Here is an 18,383-nt window from a genome sequence, read left to right on the forward strand (position 1 = left end):
ACCCCCACACGGCCGATCCCGATAATGATCGTCCGGTTGTCGGTGCGGGCCGGTACGCTCGAAAGCACGATGACAGAGGATCTCTCACCGGCCGAGCGGTACGCGGCAGCCCGTCAGCGCGCTGTCGAGCAGGCCACCGCGCTCGCCTCCTTCCGCGAGATGTACGACTTCGGCCTCGACCCCTTCCAGATCGAGGCATGTCAGGCGCTCGAGGCGGGCAAGGGCGTGCTGGTGGCCGCGCCCACCGGCTCCGGCAAGACGATCGTCGGCGAGTTCGCCGTCCACCTCGCCCTCCAGCGGGGCCGGAAGTGCTTCTACACGACGCCCATCAAGGCCCTGTCGAACCAGAAGTACGCCGACCTGTGCCGCCGCTACGGCACCGACCGGGTGGGCCTGCTCACCGGCGACAACAGCGTGAACTCCGACGCCCCCGTGGTCGTGATGACCACCGAGGTCCTGCGGAACATGCTGTACGCCGGCTCGCAGACCCTCCTCGGCCTCGGCCACGTGGTCATGGACGAGGTGCACTACCTCTCCGACCGGTTCCGCGGCGCCGTCTGGGAGGAAGTGATCATCCACCTGCCGGAGTCCGTGACCCTGGTGTCACTCTCGGCGACCGTGTCGAACGCGGAGGAGTTCGGCGACTGGCTGGACACCGTGCGCGGCGACACCCAGGTGATCGTCTCCGAGCACCGGCCCGTGCCGCTGTTCCAGCACGTGCTGGCCGGACGCCGGATGTTCGACCTGTTCGAGGAGGCGGATGGCCACAAGAAGGCCGTCAACCCCGACCTGACGCGCATGGCGCGCCTGGAGGCGAGCCGCCCCTCCTATCAGGACCGCAGGCGCGGCCGCGCCATGAAGGAGGCCGACCGGGAGCGGGAGCGCAGACAGCGCTCGCGGGTGTGGACGCCGAGCCGGCCCGAGGTCATCGAGCGGCTGGACTCCGAGGGGCTGCTCCCCGCGATCACCTTCATCTTCAGCCGGGCCGGCTGCGAGGCCGCCGTCCAGCAGTGCCTGTACGCGGGCCTCAGGCTCAACGACGAGGACGCCCGGGAGCAGGTGCGGGCCCTCGTCGAGGAGCGCACCGCGTCCATCCCCCGCGAGGACCTGCACGTCCTGGGCTACTACGAGTGGCTGGAGGGACTGGAGCGCGGCATCGCCGCCCACCACGCGGGCATGCTCCCCACCTTCAAGGAGGTCGTCGAGGAGCTGTTCGTCCGCGGTCTGGTGAAGGCCGTCTTCGCCACCGAGACCCTCGCCCTCGGCATCAACATGCCCGCCCGCTCGGTCGTGCTCGAGAAGCTCGTCAAGTGGAACGGCGAGCAGCACGCCGACATCACCCCCGGCGAGTTCACCCAGCTCACCGGCCGGGCCGGCCGTCGCGGCATCGACGTCGAGGGCCACGCCGTGGTGCTGTGGCAGCGCGGCATGAACCCCGAGCACCTCGCGGGCCTGGCCGGCACCCGCACGTACCCGCTGCGCTCCAGCTTCAAGCCGTCGTACAACATGGCGGTCAACCTGGTCGAGCAGTTCGGCCGGCACCGCTCGCGGGAGCTGCTGGAGACGTCGTTCGCGCAGTTCCAGGCGGACAAGTCGGTCGTCGGGATCTCCCGCCAGGTGCAGCGCAACGAGGAGGGTCTGGAGGGCTACAAGGCCTCCATGACCTGCCACCTCGGCGACTTCGACGAGTACGCCCGGCTGCGCCGCGAGCTGAAGGACCGCGAGCAGGAGCTGGCCCGGCAGGGCGCCAACCAGCGGCGTGCCGAGGCCGCCGTGGCGCTGGAGAAGCTGAAGCCGGGCGACGTCATCCACGTGCCGACCGGCAAGTACGCGGGCCTCGCCCTGGTCCTCGACCCGGGTCTGCCCGCCGGGCGGTCCAACGGGCACCGCGGCTTCGACCACCACGACGGGCCCCGCCCGCTGGTGCTGACGGCCGAGCGGCAGGTCAAGCGGCTGGCGTCGATCGACTTCCCGGTGCCCGTCGAGGCCCTGGACCGGATGCGGATCCCCAAGTCCTTCAACGCGCGCTCGCCGCAGTCCCGCCGCGACCTGGCCTCCGCGCTGCGCACCAAGGCCGGGCACATCCCGCCGGAGCGGGCCCGCAAGAAGCGGTCCCAGGCCGCCGACGACCGGGAGATCGCGCGGCTGCGCAAGGCGATCCGCGCCCACCCCTGCCACGGTTGCGACGACCGTGAGGACCACGCCCGCTGGGCCGAGCGCTACCACCGGCTGCTGCGCGACACCTCGCAGCTGGAACGCCGGATCGAGGGCCGGACCAACACCATCGCCCGCACCTTCGACCGGATCGTCGCGCTGCTGACCGAGCTGGACTACCTGCGCGGCGACGAGGTCACCGAGCACGGCAAACGCCTGGCGCGGCTCTACGGGGAGCTGGACCTGCTCGCCAGCGAGTGCCTGCGCGAAGGCGTCTGGGAGGGGCTGTCCCCGGCCGAGCTGGCCGCCTGCGTCTCGGCGCTGGTCTTCGAGTCGCGGGCCGCCGACGACGCCATGGCCCCGAAGGTGCCCTCGGGCAAGGCCAAGGCCGCGCTCGGCGAGACGGTCCGCATCTGGGGGCGCCTGGACGCCCTGGAGGAGGACTTCCGGATCAGCCAGACCGAGGGCGTCGGCCAGCGCGAGCCCGACCTCGGCTTCGCCTGGGCGGCGTACATGTGGGCCTCCGGCAAGGGCCTCGACGAGGTGCTGCGCGAGGTGGAGATGCCGGCCGGCGACTTCGTGCGCTGGTGCAAGCAGGTCATCGACGTCCTCGGCCAGATCTCGGCCGCCGCGCCCGGCGCGGGCTCCACCGTCCCGAAGAACGCGCGCAAGGCGGTCGACGAACTGCTGCGCGGAGTGGTCGCCTACTCGTCCGTGGGCTGACGCCCACATCCAGCAGGGCCCGGCGGGATTCCCGCCGGGCCTTCGCGCGTTCATCGGCTCTCGGCGCCCGTTTCCCTCATGACGGTGAGTGATATTCGCACGCCCATGGAGCGCTACTCCATGTGTTCGAGTGACTCCTCATCGTGCAAATGGGCCCGACCATACTCCAGTCCCCGGACCCGTTTCAGGTGCTTGCCGAATATGACACGGCGATGATCCCCCCGGACTAAGCTCGCCCGCAGCGCACCGAGTTGAGGTGTATTCGCGCGCTTGTTCCCAATGCGCCGAAGATCCCGACAACTCCCAGACATACCCCGCCGCTAGGGGGTGTCGTTTGGATCAGGTCGGCTCCAGGCAACGGTGCCTTGTTGCCGACTCGAGCGGGGCCTGGTGCGTGCAGCTGCAAGGCGGAGGAGGGCGTCAACGCGGAGCGTTGGCAACCGACGACAACGCCGCAGATGTGCGTGCCAGGCCCCGCGCCCCCGGCAAGATCCAAACGACACCCCCTAGATCCCCCATCCCAGCCGATTCGTTTTCAGAGGGCCTACATGGTGAGTGTTGATTCCCCTCCAGGTCGCCGCGAACTTCCGTACGCGCGCACACTGTTGCTGCCCGCCATACTGATGGCCGCGGCCACCGGGGCCGCCGTCGCCCTCGTGACGGAACCGGCCCGGCTCGCCGTCGGCCTGTGCGGTGCCGTCGCCACCGTGCTGGTGATCGCCGCGGCCGCCGAAGCGGTGCGGCGCGGCCGCGCCCTGCGGGCCCTGCGCGCCGAGCACGCCCGTCACACCGCGTATCTGGAACACCGGGCCGCCGGCCACCACGAGGAAATGGTCCGCCTCGGCGCCGAAGTCATCCCCAACGTCCTGCACTTCATGCGCAGGGGCGTCACGCCCCGCGAAATCACGGGCCGCCTCGGCGAGGTGGACCCCGCCTACACCGAACTCGGCGAGCCCCAGCGCAAGCTGATCCGGATGGTCTGCGAGATCGTCGACCACGAGGACGCGATGCGCGAGTCCGCCGAGCGCTCCTTCGTCGACATCGCCCGCCGGGTCCAGGCGATCGTCCACCAGCAGCAGAAGGAACTCCGCGAGATGGAGGAGGACCACGGGCGCAACCCCGAGGTCTTCGACGACCTCCTGCGCATCGACCACGGCACCTCGCTGATCGGCCGCCTCGCCGACTCCATCTCCGTGATCGGCGGCGGCCGGCCCGGACGCCAGTGGCCCGAACCGGTCGCCCTGTACAGCGTGCTGCGCGGCGCCATGTCCCGGATCCTGGAGTACCGCCGGATCAACCTGGCCTCCATCGCCAAGGTCAACATCAAGGGCACCGCCGTCGAACCGGTCATTCACGCCGCCGCTGAACTCCTCGACAACGCCACCCGCTACTCGCCGCCCGCGGCCAAGGTGCACGTCACCGCGACCGAGGTGCAGAGCGGGGTGTGCATCGAGATCGAGGACGCCGGCGTCAGTCTCAGCGAGGAGTCCCGCGCCCGTATCGAGGGCCTGCTGGAGCAGGCCAAGCGCGGCACCGACGTGCAGGACCTCGCCCACCACCCGCGCCTCGGCCTGTCCGTGGTCGGCCGGCTGTGCACCCAGTTCGGCATGGACGTCTCGCTGCGGGCCTCCGCGTACGGCGGCGTCCGCGCCATCCTCATCGTGCCCAGCAAGATGATGACCACCGAGCCCGGCGTCGGCCTCGCCCACGGCATCGGCGCCACCTCGATCCCCACCCCCGGCCCCGACGCCCTGCCCGGACCGGAGCGCAAGCCCAAGAAGCGCCGTCCCACCAGTCCCCGGATCCCCGCCACGGTCTCCATGGAGGACGACGTTCCGGAGGTGACCGAGTGGACGGCGGGCGGGCTCCCGCAGCGCCGCAGCCGGGTCAAGATGCCGCTCAGCCAGCGCCTGGCCGAGCAGGCCGCGTGGGAGCGGGAGGACGCCGAACGCGAGGCCCGGCTGGCCGCCGAGCGCGCCCGCAACGGCATCCCGGCGCCCGCGGAGCCGGAACCCGCACCGGAGAAGGACCAGGGCGGCCTCCCGCCCGGCCACTTCATCGGCGCCTTCTGGGAGGGGCTCAAGCAGCACCCGGGCAGCGCCCAGGCCCACCAGCAGTCCAGCAGCAACGAGCCGGCCCACGCCCCGGCAGACGACGAGGGGAACCTCAAGTGATCGAGCAGCAAGGCAAGTTCGACTGGATGCTCCGGGACCTCTACGACGGCGTCCCGGGCATCGAGATGATCGTGGTGCTCTCCGCCGACGGCCTGCGCATCGCCCGCTACTCCGGGGACCCGGACGCCGCCGACCGGGTCGCCGCCGCCTGCGCGGGCCTGCAGAGCCTGGCGAGCGCCGTCAGCCAGGAGATCCCCACCAGCGACGGCGACATGAAGATGGTGCTCATCGAGATGAACGGCGGCTACTTCTACCTGATGGCCGCCGGTCCCAACGCCTACCTCGCCGTGCTCTCCGACGTCCGCTGTGAACCCGGCCGGATGGGCCTGAGCATGGCCGACCTGGTCGCGCGCATCGGCCCCCACCTCACCAGTCCGGCACGGCGCAACGGGCAGACCGTATGACTCCTCCCCAGCGCCAGAGGCGATCCCCCGGGTCCGACCGGCCCGCCGCGCCCGCCCCCGGCGGCGCGCCCGCCAAGGAGGGCGAGGTCCGCAACCCCGAGCGGCTCTTCGTCATCGGCGGTGAGGGAGGCGGCGAACGCGCCGACATCGACCTCGTCACCCTGATCGTGGCCCGCGCCGACCCCCCGGTGTCCGCCACACCGGAACAGGCGGCCCTGCTGCGGCTGTGCGCCGCACCCCTGTCCGTGGCCGAGCTGTCGGCCTACCTGAGCCTGCCGTTCAGTGTGGTGACCGTGCTGCTCACCGACCTGCTGGCGTCGGAACTGGTGCAGGCCCGCGCCCCGATCGTCCGCCAGAAGGTCGCCGACCGAAACCTCCTCGAAGCGGTGATGCATGGACTTCAAAAACTCTGACACGATCCCGGGCCCACGGACCGAGGACCGGCTGCCGCACACGGCCGAGGCCGCCGTGAAGATCGTCATCGTGGGCGGCTTCGGGGTCGGCAAGACCACCATGGTCGGTTCGGTCAGCGAGATCAGACCGCTGACCACCGAGGAGACGATGACCCAGGCCGGCATCGGCGTCGACGACAACTACGGGTCCCCCTCCAAGACGGCCACCACCGTCGCCATGGACTTCGGCCGGATCAGCATCACCGACGAACTGGTGCTCTACCTCTTCGGCACCCCCGGCCAGGAGCGCTTCTGGTTCCTGTGGAACGGCCTGTTCGAAGGCGCCCTCGGCGCGGTCGTCCTGGTCGACACCCGCCGCCTGGAGGTCAGCTTCGACGTCATGGGACGCCTGGAGGAGCGCGGCGTGCCCTTCGTCGTGGCCGTCAACACCTTCCCCGACGCGCCCCGTTACCCCGTCGCGGAACTGCGCACCGCGCTCGACCTGCCCGAGGAGATCCCCATCCTCGACTGCGACGTGCGGCGCCGGGCCTCCAGCCGGGACGTCCTCATGACCCTGATGCGCTTCCTGCACTCCCTCGCCATGAAGGGCGCGCTCACCTGAAGCGCGCGCCCCACCGGCACCCCTTGACGTAGACCCACCCCCTTTGTTTGCGGAGCGAGACTGTGACGCCTGAAAGCCACTCCCCGACCGGAACGGGCGAACCCCTGCTCGAACCACCGCCCGGCTGCCCCGCGCACGGCCTCGGGCCGGGCGGACTGCACCGGCTGCACGAGGCGGACGACCTGGAGGAGCTGTACGAGAAGCTGCGCGCCCAGCACGGACCGGTGGCGCCCGCGCTGCTCCACGACGACGTACCCATGTGGGTGGTCCTCGGGCACGCCGAGAACCTGCACATGGTGAGCACCCCCTCCCAGTTCTGCCGCGACAGCCGGATCTGGACCCCGCTCAACGAGGGCATGGTCAAACCCGACCACCCGCTGATGCCGCACATCGCCTGGCAGCCCATCTGCTCGCACGCCGAGGGCGACGAACACAAGCGGCTGCGCGGCGCGGTCACCAGCGCCATGTCCGACCTCGACTACCGGGAGCTGCGCCGGCACATCAAGCGCTACACCCAGCGCGTCGTCAACCGGTTCTGCGAGGAGGGCCGCGCCGACCTGGTCAGCCAGTTCGCCGAGCACCTGCCGATGGGCGTGATGTGCCATCTGCTCGGCATGCCCGAGGAGTACAACGACCGGCTGGTGGAGGCGGCCCGCGACACCCTCAAGGGCACCGAGACGGCGATCGCCAGCCACGCCTACGTCATGGAGGCACTGGGCCGGCTCACCGCCACCCGCCGGGCCGACCCGGCCGACGACATCGCCGGCCGTCTCGTCACCCACCCGGCCGGGCTCACCGACGACGAGGTTCGCGAACACCTGCGGGTGGTGCTGCTGGCCGCCTACGAGGCGACCGTCAACCTGATCGCCAACGTGATGCGCGTGGTGCTCACCGACCCCGGCTTCCGCGCCCAGCTCAGCGGCGGTCAGATGACGGTGCCCCAGGCGGTCGAGCAGTCCCTGTGGGACGAGCCGCCGTTCAGCACCGTCTTCGCCTACTTCGCCAAGCAGGAGACGGAACTCGGCGGCCAGCGCATCCGGGCCGGCGACGGCCTGCTGCTCGGCATCGCGCCGGGCAACGTCGACCCGCGCATCCGTCCCGACCTGGACGCGAGCATGATGGGCAACCGCGCCCACCTCGCCTTCGGCGGCGGCCCGCACGAATGCCCCGGTCAGGACATCGGGCGGGCCATCGCCGACGCCGGCATCGACGCGCTGCTGATGCGGCTGCCCGACCTCCAGCTCGACTGCGACGAGGACGACCTGCGCTGGCGGTCCTCGATCGCCTCCCGGCACCTGGTGGAACTGCCGGTCCGCTTCGAGCCCAGGGCGCAGCAGGACATCATGCAGCAGCCCAGTCACGCCCCGGCCCCGGAACGGCACGCACCCTGGCAGGTCGGCCTGCCGAAGCCGGAACAGGGGACACAGCCGCCGTGGCCCTCCCAGCCGCCGCAGCCCGTGTCGGTGACGGCCGCAGAGCCGCAGCAGGCGCCGGGAGCGGACCAGGCGCCTCCCCGCGGTGCCTGGCAGCGCCTCCTGCGCTGGTGGCGCGGCTACTGACGGCCGGGCCGGGCCGGCTCCGCCCGCACCCCGCTTACGCCGCCCAGTCCTCGTACGCCGTCCAGGCGCCCAGGGACCGGCCGCTGCGGAAACGGTGCTCGCGCCCCGTGACCGGATCGGTGAACGCCAGCTCCCGGGCCAGCAGTTGCAGCGGGCGCCGGAAGTCGCCGGCCGGCACGGGGGCGGCCACCTCGGGGTAGAGGGGGTCGCCGAGGATCGGCACGCCGAGCGCGCTCATGTGCACGCGCAGCTGGTGCGTCTGGCCGGTGGCGGGCACCAGCCGGTACCGGCCGAGCCCGTGGTCCGGCCGGTGCGCGAGCAGCTCGACGCGGGTCACCGCGTTGGGCTCGCCGTCGACCTCGCGGGCGGCGAGCACCCCGCGCTCCTTGAGGATCCGGCTGCGGACCGTGCGGGGGAGGGCGAGCGCCGCGTCGTACGGGGCGACGGCCTCGTACTCCTTGCGCACCCGCCGGTCGGCGAACAGGCCCTGGTAGGCGCCGCGTTCCTCGGGGCGCACGGTGAACAGGACCAGCCCCGCCGTGAGCCGGTCCAGCCGGTGCGCGGCGCCGAGCCGCGGGAGACCCAGCTCCCGGCGCAGCCGTGCCAGCGCGGTCTGCGTGACGTGGCCGCCGCGCGGGGTGGTGGCCAGGAAGTGCGGCTTGTCCACGACGACGATGTGGTCGTCTCGGTGCACGACCTCCAGCGGGAAGGGCACCGGCACCTCCGCGGGCAGCTCGCGGTGGAACCACACGAACATGCCCGGCACGTACGGCGCGTCGCCCGCCACCGGGCGCCCGTCCACCCCGACGAACAGCCCGGCGTCGAACATGCCGTCGACCACCCCGGCGCCCGCGCCCGACAGTCGCTCCGTGAGGTGTTCGCGCACCGTGGCCCAGGGCCCGTCCGCGGGCAGCCGCACCCGCACCGCGTCGATGCCGTCGCGCTGCGGCAGGGGCGAGGGCGGGGGAGGGGTACGGCGTCTCATCACCTGCCAGCGTACGAGGCGGTGACCTGCGACGGTGGACCGAGTCGGCCGGGCCGCCCCGGAAAACCGCTGGGCCGCCGCACGGCACCCTTGGCAGGATGCAGCCCATGCCCAGCCTCATCCGCCCGGTCCTCGCCGCCGGCACCCTCTCCCGTACCCCGCAGCCCACGCTCCCCACCGGCGACGGGCTGGTGCTGAGACCCTGGCGCACCGAGGACGCGCCCGCCGTGCACGCGGCCTTCCAGGACCCGGTGATGCACCAGTGGCACGCACGCGCCGCCGACTCCGAGGAGGAGGTGCGGGGCTGGATCAGCGAGTGGCAGCGTGCCTGGGAGCAGGAGCGCGGCGTCCAGTGGGCGGTCGCCGACGCGGCGGACGACCGACTGCTCGGCCGGGTCGCGCTGCGCGAATGGGTGCTCGGCGACGGGGAGGCAGAGGTCGCCTACTGGACGACGCCGGGCGCCCGCGGCCGGGGCGTCGCCGCGCGGGCCACCCGGACCCTCGCCCGGTGGGCCCTGGACGAGATCGGCTTCCAGCGCCTGGAACTCCTGCACGCCGTGGCCAACGAGGCCTCGTGCCGGGTCGCCGGGAAGACCGGCTTCGCCCTGGAGGGCACCAAGCGCAAGGCCGCGCTCCACCCCGACGGGTGGCACGACATGCACCTGCACGCACGCGTACGAGGCGACTGACGCAAGCGTGACCCACGGGGCCGCCAGGGCCCCGGCGGGCGGGTGTTCGTGGGCGGGCGGGGCCGTTACGCCGCCGTCGTGCCCTCCTGTTCGGCCTCGATGCGGGCGTTCCACTCGCGCTTGGATGCCTGCCAGCCGTCCTCGTTGTGGCCGAGCCGCCAGTAGCCGGAGATCGACAGGTCCTCGCGGGCGATCTCGCGCTCCAGACGCAGGTACCGGCGCAGCTCCTTCACACAGGCAGCCTCGCCGTGGACGAACGCGTGGACCCGGCCCTCGGGGAACTCCAGTGCGCGCACGGCCTCGACCAGGGCCTGCCCGACCGGACGGCCGGCGCGGTGCAGCCAGACGACCTCCACGTCGGAGTCGATCTTCTGCTCCTCGGCGGCCCCGTCGACCTCGACGAAGGCGAACGCGCGGGCGCCGTCGGGCAGCGCCTCCAGGGAGCGGGCGATCGCGGGCAGCGCGCTCTCGTCACCGGCGAGGAGGTGCCAGTCGGCGGCGGGGTCGGGGGCGTAGGCGCCGCCGGGGCCCATGAAATGGATCGTCTCGCCCGGCCGTACCCGCTTGGCCCAGGGCCCGGCGAGTCCCTCGTCGCCGTGGATGACGAAGTCCAGCGTCATCTCGCGGTGCTCGGCGTCCCAGTGGCGGACGGTGTACGTCCGGGTCACCGGCCACTGCTCGCGGGGGAACTCCTCGCGGATGCGCTCCATGTCGAAGGGCTCCGGGTAGGTCGCGCCCCCGGAGGGGAAGAGCAGCTTCACATAGTGGTCGGTACAGGTGTCCGCCGCGAACGCGGAGAGACCCTCGCCGCCGAGTACCACGCGCTGCATGTGCGGGGTCAGCCGCTCGGTGCGGACGACCTGCGCGGTGTGCGGCTTGCGCGGCTTGCGTGCCGGACGGTCTGCCATGTCGGGCTCCCTGCTCCCTGCGGTTCCCTGGCTTAGGTATACCTAAGCTAGCATCCCCGACCTGTGAGCGGCTCGGGGCAACGGGTGCCGAGTGCCCCCGATCAGGTGGTGAGCGTGGTCAGCAGCCGCTGCAGCGACCCGCCGAGCCCCCAGCGGGCCGCCAGCGCGTCCAGCGCCCCGGCGTCGCGCGGGCCGTGCGGCAGCGCGGTGCCGGTGTCCGGCAGCGGCACGTCGTCCGCCACCCGGACGACCTTCGGGGCGACCGCGAGATACGGCGCGGCCTCGGTCAGCCGCTTGCGCTGCGTGGGGGTGAGCTTCGCCTTCGGGTCGTCGACGGCGACCTGGATCCCGGCCAGGTCCCCGAACTCGGCGAGCAGCTTCGCCGCGGTCTTCTCGCCGATGCCGGGCACCCCGGGCAGGCCGTCGCTCGGGTCGCCGCGCAGGAGGGCCAGATCGGCGTACCCGCCGCCGTCGACGCCGTACTTCTCGCGCAGCGCGGCCTCGTCGACCAGGTTGAGCGTGCCGACGCCCTTGACCGGGTAGAGCACGCGCACGCCGCGGGCGTCGTCGACGAGCTGGTAGAGGTCGCGGTCACCGGTGACGATGTCGACCGGGCCGGTGGCCCGCGCGGTGTAGGTGCCGATGACGTCGTCCGCCTCGTATCCCGCCACGCCGACGCGGGCGATGCCGAGCGCGTCGAGGACCGCCTCGATCACCGGGACCTGCGGGGACAGCGTGTCGGGCACCTCCTCCTCGTCGGGGCCGGCCGGGCGTTCCTCGGCCACCCGGTGCGCCTTGTAGGAGGGGATCAGCTCCACCCGCCAGTGCGGTCGCCAGTCGGCGTCCATGCAGGCCACCAGGTGGTCGGGCCGGTGGTCCTTCACCAGGCGGTCGATGAAGTCCAGCAGTCCGCGCACGGCGTTCACCGGCGTGCCGTCGGGCGCCCGTACCGAGTCCGGCACGCCGAAGTAGGCGCGGAAGTAGAGGGAGGCGGTGTCGAGAAGCATCAGTCGTCCGGTCACGCCTCGCAATCATGCCGCAGGTGGTGTGCGCGGACGGGGGAGGGCGTGTGAACTGGCTCACTTAAATGTTTGTCGCATAAGCATCGGGGCAGGCGCGCAGCCGGGCCGAAGCTGGTTGATGCATTCAACTGTTAGGGGAGCTTTGGGCCCTGCCCCTGCCCCCGACTCAAGAGGTAAGCGTGTCAGCCAGACTAGAGGCCGAGAACCTGTACAAGGTCTTCGGCAGGAAACCGGACCAGGCGGTCGAACGACTGCGCCAGGGCGAAGACGCACGGGAGGAACTGCGCGCCGACGGCACCACCGCCGCCGTCATCGACGCGTCCTTCACCGTCGAGCCCGGCGAGATCTTCGTGGTCATGGGACTGTCCGGATCAGGCAAGTCCACGCTGCTGCGCATGCTCAACGGTCTGTCGGAGCCGACCGCCGGGCACGTCCGCTTCGGGGGCCAGGACCTCACCGCGCTCAGCGACCGGGAGCTGCGCGAGGTCCGTTCCAAGAAGATCAGCATGGTCTTCCAGCACTTCGCGCTCTTCCCGCACCGCAGCGTCCGTGACAACGCTGCCTACGGTCTTGAAGTGCAGGGCGTGCCCCGCGCCGAGCGCGAACGCCGCGCCGACGAGGCGCTCGCCCTGTGCGGCCTGGCCGGCTGGGAGAAGTCCTGGCCCGACGAGCTGTCCGGCGGCATGCAGCAGCGTGTCGGGCTGGCCCGCGCGCTCGCCACGGACGCCGACCTGCTGCTGATGGACGAGTCCTTCAGCGCCCTCGACCCGCTGATCCGCCGCGACATGCAGGACCAGCTGCTCGACCTGCAGAAGACCCTGAAGAAGACCATCGTCTTCATCACCCACGACCTCAACGAGGCCATGCGCCTGGGCGACCGCATCGCCGTGATGCGCGACGGCCGGATCGTGCAGATAGGCACCGCGCAGGACATCCTGATCCGTCCCGCCAACGACTACGTCGCCTCCTTCACCAAGGACGTCGACCGCTCCCGCGTCCTGACCGCCGCCGCCGTCATGGAGACCGACGTGCGCGGCGACGAGGCCGACTGCGACTGCGAGACGGCCCTGCCCGACACGCCGTTCTCGGAGCTGTGCGCGATCAGCGCCCGCGTGCCCCACGCGGTGGCGGTGGTCGACGGCGAGCGCCGACTGGTCGGCGTCGTCCCGGCCCAGCGGCTCATCGGCTTCCTCGGCGACGACGAGGACGTCGTCCCCGGTGTCTGCGACAGCCCGCGGGACAAGGGCGGCAAGAAGGTGATCAGCCGTGCCTAGAATCCCCCTCGGCGACTGGGTCAACAGCAGCGTCGACTGGCTGCTCGACAACGTCTCCTGGCTCTTCACCTTCCTCAAGGACATCTTCACCGGCGCCTACGACGGCATCAACGCCGTCCTCCAGGCCCCCGAGCCGCTGCTGCTCGCCGGCATCTTCGCCGTGATCGCCTTCTGGCTGCGCGGCACCTTCGCCGGTGTCCTGTCCTTCGTCGGGTTCGCCTTCATCGACTCCCTCGGTCTGTGGGAGAACGCGATGGTCACCCTGGCGCTCCTGCTGGTCGCCACGATCATCGCGCTGGTCGTCTCGGTGCCGGTGGGCATCTGGGCGGCCCGCTCGGACCGGGTGAGCGCGTTCGTCCGGCCGGTCCTGGACTTCATGCAGACGCTGCCCGCGATGATCTACCTGATCCCGGCGATCCTGTTCTTCGGGACCGGCTCCGCCCCGGGCATCGTGGCCACCCTGATCTTCGCCCTCGCCCCCGGCGTCCGCATGACGGAGCTGGGCATCCGCCAGGTCGACAAGGAACTGGTCGAGGCGGCCGAGGCGTTCGGCACCACCCCCCGCAACACCCTGCTGCGCGTCCAGCTCCCGCTGGCGCTGCCGACGGTGATGGCGGGCGTCAACCAGGTCATCATGCTCGGCCTGTCCATGGCCGCGATCGCCGGCATGGTCGGCACCGGCGGCCTCGGCGGCGACGTCATGGAGTCCATCGGCCAGCTCAACGTCGGCCTCGGCGCCGAGGCCGGTGTCGCCATCGTGATCCTGGCGATCTACCTGGACCGCATGACCAGCGCGCTGGGCACGCACGTCTCCCCGCTGGGCCGCCGCGCCGCGGCCAAGGCACGCGCCGCCAAGGGCCTGAAGATCTGGTCCTACCGCCCCCAGCCGCAGGTCGCCGTGATCGGCATCGTGGTCCTCGCGCTGGTGGCCGGCGGCATGGGCATGTTCGGCGGCGGCTCCGACGACGCCGACACGGCGGGCGGCGGCAAGAACGTCGGCAACGGCAAGAAGGTCTCCATCGGCTACATCCCCTGGGACGAGGGCGTCGCCTCCACGTTCCTGTGGAAGGAGATCCTCGAACAGCGCGGCTTCGAGGTCGAGGCCAAGCAGTTCGAGGCCGGCCCGCTCTACACCGCGCTCGCCCAGGGCAACATCGACTTCCAGACCGACTCCTGGCTGCCGACGACCCACGAGCAGTACTGGAAGAAGTACGGCAAGCAGCTCGAGGACCTCGGCTCCTGGTACGACGAGACGTCGCTGGAGCTGACCGTCCCGGCGTACATGAAGGACATCAACTCCCTCGAGGACCTCAAGGGCAAGGCCGACCTGTTCGGCGGGGAGATCACCGGCATCGAGCCCAGCGCCGGTGAGATGAACCTGCTCAAGACCAAGGTGCTCAAGGAGTACGGCCTCGACAAGGAGTACAAGGTCGTCGACAGCTCCACGCCGGCGATGCTGGCCGAGCTGAAGCGGGCCTACAGCAAGCAGGAACCGATCGTCACCACGCTGTGGTCCCCGCACTGGGCGTACAACGACTACAAGCTGAAGAAGCTGAAGGACCCCAAGGGCGCCTGGGGCAAGGGCGACGGCGTGCACTCGCTGTCCCGCAAGGGCTTCTCGGACGACAACCCGGTCGTGTCCAAGTGGCTGAAGGACTTCTCCATGACGGAGAAGCAGCTCACCAGCCTCGAGGCCGAGATCAACAAGGCCGGCAAGGGGCAGCAGCAGGAGGCCGTCCGCACCTGGCTCAAGGCCAACCCGGGCGTCGTCGACAAGCTCGCCCCGGTCGAGGGCGGCTCCGGCGGCACGCCCGCCGAGGCCAAGCAGCCGCTCGACGTGGCCTGGTTCCCCTGGGAGGAGGACGTAGCCGTCACCTACCTGTGGAAGAACGTCCTCGAGCGCCGCGGCTACAAGATGAACCTGAAGCAGATGGACGTCGGCCCGGTCTACACCGGCCTGGCCTCCGGCGGCATCGACCTCAACTTCGACGCGTGGCTTCCCTACGCCCAGAGCAACTACTGGAACAAGCACAAGGACAACCTCGTCGACCTGGGCACCTGGTACGAACCGACCTCCCTGGAGATCGCCGTCCCCTCGTACGTGAAGGACGTCAAGTCCCTCGCCGACCTCAAGGGCAAGAGCGACCTCTTCGACGGGAAGATCATCGGCATCGAGCCCGGCACCGGTGAGATGCAGCTGCTGAAGAACGAGGTCCTGCCGGGCTACGGCCTCGAGGACGAGTACGAGGTCGTCGACGGCTCCACGCCCGCCATGCTGGCCGAGCTCAAGCGCGCCCTCGCCAAGAAGGAGCCGGTCGCGGTCACCCTGTGGTCGCCGCACTGGGCCTACAGCGACTACGAGCTGACCAAGCTGAAGGACCCGAAGAAGGCCTTCGGTGAGGGCAACACGATCCGGACCATCTCCAGCAAGAAGTTCCCCGAGCAGTACCCGCAGCTCACGAAGTGGATCAAGAACTTCAAGATGAGCGAGGACGAGCTGGGCAGCCTGGAGGCCGAGATCAAGGACCGCGGCCAGGGCAAGGAGGAGGAAGCCGTCGCCGCCTGGCTGGAGGAGCACCCGGACATGGTCGGCCGGATGACCCCGTAGCAGCGCGAGCCGCAGTGCTCCGCGGTAGTCGGTACCGCGGAGCACCGCGTGACGGTCACCCCGAGGGGTGGGCCCGGTGGCGTCTCCTGACGGCGCGCCGCCGGGCCCACCCCTCGGGTCGTTCCCGGACCGGACACGGTAGGAATTCGGCCAACCACGGAGCGTCAAATCCCGGCCCCGAGCATCCCCCCGACCGGGGCGCGACGAGCCGGCGGGAACATGCGGGACCGTCCACGCCTTGAACCGGTAGGGCGCGCGGACCCGCCTGTCGATGGCGAGAAACGTGAGGTCGCGGCCACCGCACCGTGACATCGATGTGACGGCCGCATGAAACGGTTTGCCGAACATGCGTAGGGTGCAGAGAACTCATCAGGGGGACGACGCCCCGCACGGGGCGCGGTGACGGGACGACGACGGGTGGAGGAGGGAGCCGGAGCGATGGGCGACCACAAAGATCAGCACCTCCGGGTGGGCGCGGCCGTACGTCGGCGGCGCCGGGACCTCGAACTCACCCTCGCCGTGGTGTCCGAGCGCAGCGGCCTGTCCGTGCCCTTCCTGAGCCAGATCGAGAACGACCGGGCACGGCCCAGCCAGACCTCCCTGGAGAAGGTGGCCGACGCGCTGCGCACCACCGCCGTGGAGCTGCTCGCCGCGGCCGACCCCGCCTGCAGCGTCGACGTGGTCCGCGCCGAGGACCCCGACCCGGAGCTGGCGCCCAGGGTGCGCTCCCTGGTGCGCGGACACCACCAGATGCACGCCTCCGAGTTCACCGGCGACCACGACGCCGGCCGGGAACTGCAGTACCGCAACGACCAGTTGATGTTCGTCGCCGAGGGCGCCGTGGAGATCGAGGCCGAGGGCCGCGCCTACCGGCTCGGACGCGGCGACACGCTGTACCTCACCGGCGGTGTCCGGCACCGCTGGCGGGCCACGGTGCCGGACACCCGGCTGATCGTCGTCGCCGTCGCCGAGCACATCGAGGCGGTCCGGGAAGGGCCGCGCAGGTGAGGGCGCGCGGGTGAGGGTCGTCTCCCTGGTGCCCTCGCTGACCGAGGCGGTGGCCCGCACGGTCCCCGGGGCGCTGATCGGCGCGACCGACTGGTGCACCCACCCGGCCGGCCTGGACGTCGTGCGCGTCGGCGGCACCAAGAACCCGAAGACCGACCGGATCCTCTCCCTCGCCCCCGACCTCGTCGTCGCCAACGAGGAGGAGAACCGGGCCCCCGACCTCGACGTCCTGCGGGCGGCGGGCGTCGAGGTGCTGGTCACCGAGGTGCGCACCGTCCCGCAGGCCATCACGGAGCTGGCGCGGGTACTGGCCGCCTGCGGGGCGTCCGCCCGGCCCCGCTGGCTGGACGAGGCGGCGGCCGCCTGGGCGGACCCGCCCGCCCCCGAGCTGCGGGCCACGGCCGTCGTGCCGATCTGGCGCAGGCCCTGGATGGTGCTGGGCCGCGACACCTTCGCGGGCGACGTCCTGGCCCGCCTCGGCGTCGACCACCTGTACGCCGCCCACGCCGAGCGCTACCCGAAGGTGCCGGTGGACGAACTGCGGGCGGCCCGCCCGGACGTCGTGGTCCTGCCCGACGAGCCGTACCGCTTCACCGCAGACGACGGCCCGGAGGCCTTCCCCGGCCTGCCCTGCGCCCTCGTCGACGGCCGGTACCTCACGTGGTACGGGCCGTCACTGGCCGAGGCGCCCCGGGTCCTGGCCGCGGCCCTGCGAGCAGCACGCCGCTGAGCAGGCCCCGTGCGGTGTGCACGGCGGCGACGGCCCAGGCCGCGACGAGCAGGGCGTACAGGCCGACGGTGAGCCCGTCGTAGACCACCAGGCCCGTCTCCCGGGCCAGCGCCTCGGCGCCGGTGACACAGGTACCGACCGGGAAGGTGAAGGACCACCAGGTCATCGAGAAGCGCATGCCCTCCCGGCGGGCCCGTACGACGTGCGCGGCGGCGAGGGCCAGCCACATCAGCGCGAAGCCCGTGACCGGCACTCCGTACAGCACGGCGAAGACCGAGAAGCCCTCGGCGTACGGCCCGGGCAGCACCCCGGGCGCCACGTCCGCGAACTTCCCCACGGCGGTCGTCGACTGCCCGAGCGGGCCGAGGACGAGGAACAGCGACGGGGTGAGCGCGAGCGGCAGCGGTCCGCCGGTGAGCAGCCGCCCGAAGATCACCGGCAGTGTCACGAGGGTCGCGAACAGGCTCACGCCGAACATCGCGACACAGGCGAGCAGCAGCGTCTCGCGGGGCTGCCCCGGCGGGAGGTGCGGGACGAGCAGGGGGCCGACGGCCGCGGACACCATCGGTGCGACGAGCGGCAGCAGCCAGACCGGACTGGCCGAGCCCGGCTCGATCCGGTGGCGTACGGCCATCAGGTACGGCACGGCGACCGCCGCCGCGAGCCCGATCACCGTACCGGCGGTGAACAGCACGGTGTCCAGGGCGACCGCGGCCGAGGTGCCGATCCAGTCCCGGCCCAGGGTCAGGGCGCCGCCGCCGACGGCCAGCAGGGCCATCGACAGACAGCCGTAGAACGGTGCCGCGGCCGGGTCGAGGAGGTGGGCGCGGGCCTGGTCGCGGTGGTGGAGCCAGTGCAGGGAACGGGCGGTCAGCAGCACCCCCAGCAGGAGGAGGGACAGTGCCCACACCGCGGTGCAGACGGCACGCAGGCCCGGCAGGTGCCCGGGGAGCGCGGCCCCGGCCGTGCCGACGATGGCGGTGCCCATGACGCAGGCGTACCAGTTGGGCCCGAGATGACGGACGGCCGGGACCCGCTGGACGGCCGGGCCGACGGCGGGGGAGGGGGCGGGAGAGCGGTGCTGGGCTGCGGTGACCATGGATCCACCGTCCCGGCGGGCGAAGCCCCTGA

At 71.7% G+C, this 18,383-nt stretch carries 15 protein-coding genes; 11 read left to right on the forward strand and 4 right to left on the reverse strand.

What is annotated here, in order from left to right:
- Positions 1 to 24 precede the first annotated feature (24 nt).
- From IE258_RS24025 to IE258_RS24050, 6 genes are all read left to right on the forward strand, one after another.
- Complete coding sequence (locus tag IE258_RS24025; protein WP_189746653.1) at positions 25 to 2,877, forward strand: DEAD/DEAH box helicase; 2,853 nt, start codon at positions 25 to 27, stop codon at positions 2,875 to 2,877.
- A gap of 548 nt (positions 2,878 to 3,425) precedes the next feature.
- A complete protein-coding gene (locus tag IE258_RS24030; protein WP_189746655.1) occupies positions 3,426 to 5,051 on the forward strand; it encodes a sensor histidine kinase in 1,626 nt (541 codons plus the stop codon).
- 26 nt (positions 5,052 to 5,077) lie between these two features.
- Complete coding sequence (locus IE258_RS24035) at positions 5,078 to 5,455, forward strand: roadblock/LC7 domain-containing protein (protein WP_167308645.1); 378 nt, start codon at positions 5,078 to 5,080, stop codon at positions 5,453 to 5,455.
- Positions 5,452 to 5,868, forward strand: a complete 417-nt coding sequence (locus IE258_RS24040; RefSeq protein ID WP_109033671.1) for a DUF742 domain-containing protein — start codon at positions 5,452 to 5,454, stop codon at positions 5,866 to 5,868. Before IE258_RS24035 ends, IE258_RS24040 begins: the two co-directional genes overlap by 4 nt.
- Positions 5,849 to 6,469 carry a GTP-binding protein gene (locus tag IE258_RS24045; RefSeq protein WP_189746657.1) on the forward strand — a complete coding sequence of 207 codons (621 nt, stop codon included), beginning with the start codon at positions 5,849 to 5,851 and terminating at the stop codon, positions 6,467 to 6,469. The genes IE258_RS24040 and IE258_RS24045 overlap by 20 nt, the downstream gene beginning before the upstream one ends.
- Positions 6,470 to 6,531: 62 nt before the next feature.
- Entirely contained in the window at positions 6,532 to 8,028 is a 1,497-nt protein-coding gene (locus tag IE258_RS24050; protein WP_189746659.1) for a cytochrome P450, read from the forward strand.
- 34 nt (positions 8,029 to 8,062) lie between these two features.
- Here the strand turns inward: IE258_RS24050 and IE258_RS24055 are convergent, their stop codons facing one another.
- A complete protein-coding gene (locus tag IE258_RS24055; protein WP_189746661.1) occupies positions 8,063 to 9,013 on the reverse strand; it encodes an RluA family pseudouridine synthase in 951 nt (316 codons plus the stop codon).
- Positions 9,014 to 9,120: 107 nt separating this feature from the next.
- Between IE258_RS24055 and IE258_RS24060 the strand changes: the two genes are divergently transcribed.
- Complete coding sequence (locus IE258_RS24060; protein WP_189746663.1) at positions 9,121 to 9,702, forward strand: GNAT family N-acetyltransferase; 582 nt, start codon at positions 9,121 to 9,123, stop codon at positions 9,700 to 9,702.
- 65 nt (positions 9,703 to 9,767) lie between these two features.
- Here IE258_RS24060 and IE258_RS24065 read toward each other — a convergent pair whose 3' ends face one another.
- Positions 9,768 to 10,610 carry a siderophore-interacting protein gene (locus IE258_RS24065; protein ID WP_189746666.1) on the reverse strand — a complete coding sequence of 281 codons (843 nt, stop codon included), beginning with the start codon at positions 10,608 to 10,610 and terminating at the stop codon, positions 9,768 to 9,770.
- A 101-nt stretch (positions 10,611 to 10,711) separates the two neighbouring features.
- Entirely contained in the window at positions 10,712 to 11,617 is a 906-nt protein-coding gene (locus IE258_RS24070) for a 5'-3' exonuclease (RefSeq protein WP_189747006.1), read from the reverse strand.
- Positions 11,618 to 11,811: 194 nt separating this feature from the next.
- Here IE258_RS24070 and IE258_RS24075 point away from each other — a divergent pair, with 194 nt between their 5' ends.
- From IE258_RS24075 to IE258_RS24090, 4 genes are all read left to right on the forward strand, one after another.
- On the forward strand, positions 11,812 to 12,906 hold the full coding sequence (locus tag IE258_RS24075) for a quaternary amine ABC transporter ATP-binding protein (RefSeq protein WP_189746668.1): 1,095 nt from the start codon (positions 11,812 to 11,814) through the stop codon (positions 12,904 to 12,906).
- The gene (locus IE258_RS24080) at positions 12,899 to 15,514 is read left to right on the forward strand and encodes an ABC transporter permease/substrate binding protein (RefSeq protein WP_189746670.1); all 2,616 of its coding nucleotides are present in this window, start codon (positions 12,899 to 12,901) and stop codon (positions 15,512 to 15,514) included. Before IE258_RS24075 ends, IE258_RS24080 begins: the two co-directional genes overlap by 8 nt.
- Positions 15,515 to 15,952: 438 nt before the next feature.
- Positions 15,953 to 16,522: a helix-turn-helix domain-containing protein gene (locus tag IE258_RS24085; RefSeq protein WP_030190837.1), complete on the forward strand. Its 570-nt coding sequence runs from the start codon at positions 15,953 to 15,955 to the stop codon at positions 16,520 to 16,522.
- 10 nt (positions 16,523 to 16,532) lie between these two features.
- Positions 16,533 to 17,252: a helical backbone metal receptor gene (locus IE258_RS24090; protein ID WP_189746684.1), complete on the forward strand. Its 720-nt coding sequence runs from the start codon at positions 16,533 to 16,535 to the stop codon at positions 17,250 to 17,252.
- On the opposite strand, the gene IE258_RS24095 is transcribed toward IE258_RS24090, so the two are convergent.
- Positions 17,179 to 18,351 (reverse strand): TDT family transporter, encoded by a 1,173-nt coding sequence (locus tag IE258_RS24095; protein ID WP_189746685.1) that lies wholly within the window; start codon positions 18,349 to 18,351, stop codon positions 17,179 to 17,181. The genes IE258_RS24090 and IE258_RS24095 overlap by 74 nt on opposite strands.
- Positions 18,352 to 18,383 lie beyond the last annotated feature (32 nt).

The sequence above is a fragment of the Streptomyces tendae genome, from assembly GCF_014650435.1.
In the GTDB taxonomy this organism is placed as follows: Bacteria; Actinomycetota; Actinomycetes; order Streptomycetales; family Streptomycetaceae; genus Streptomyces; species Streptomyces tendae.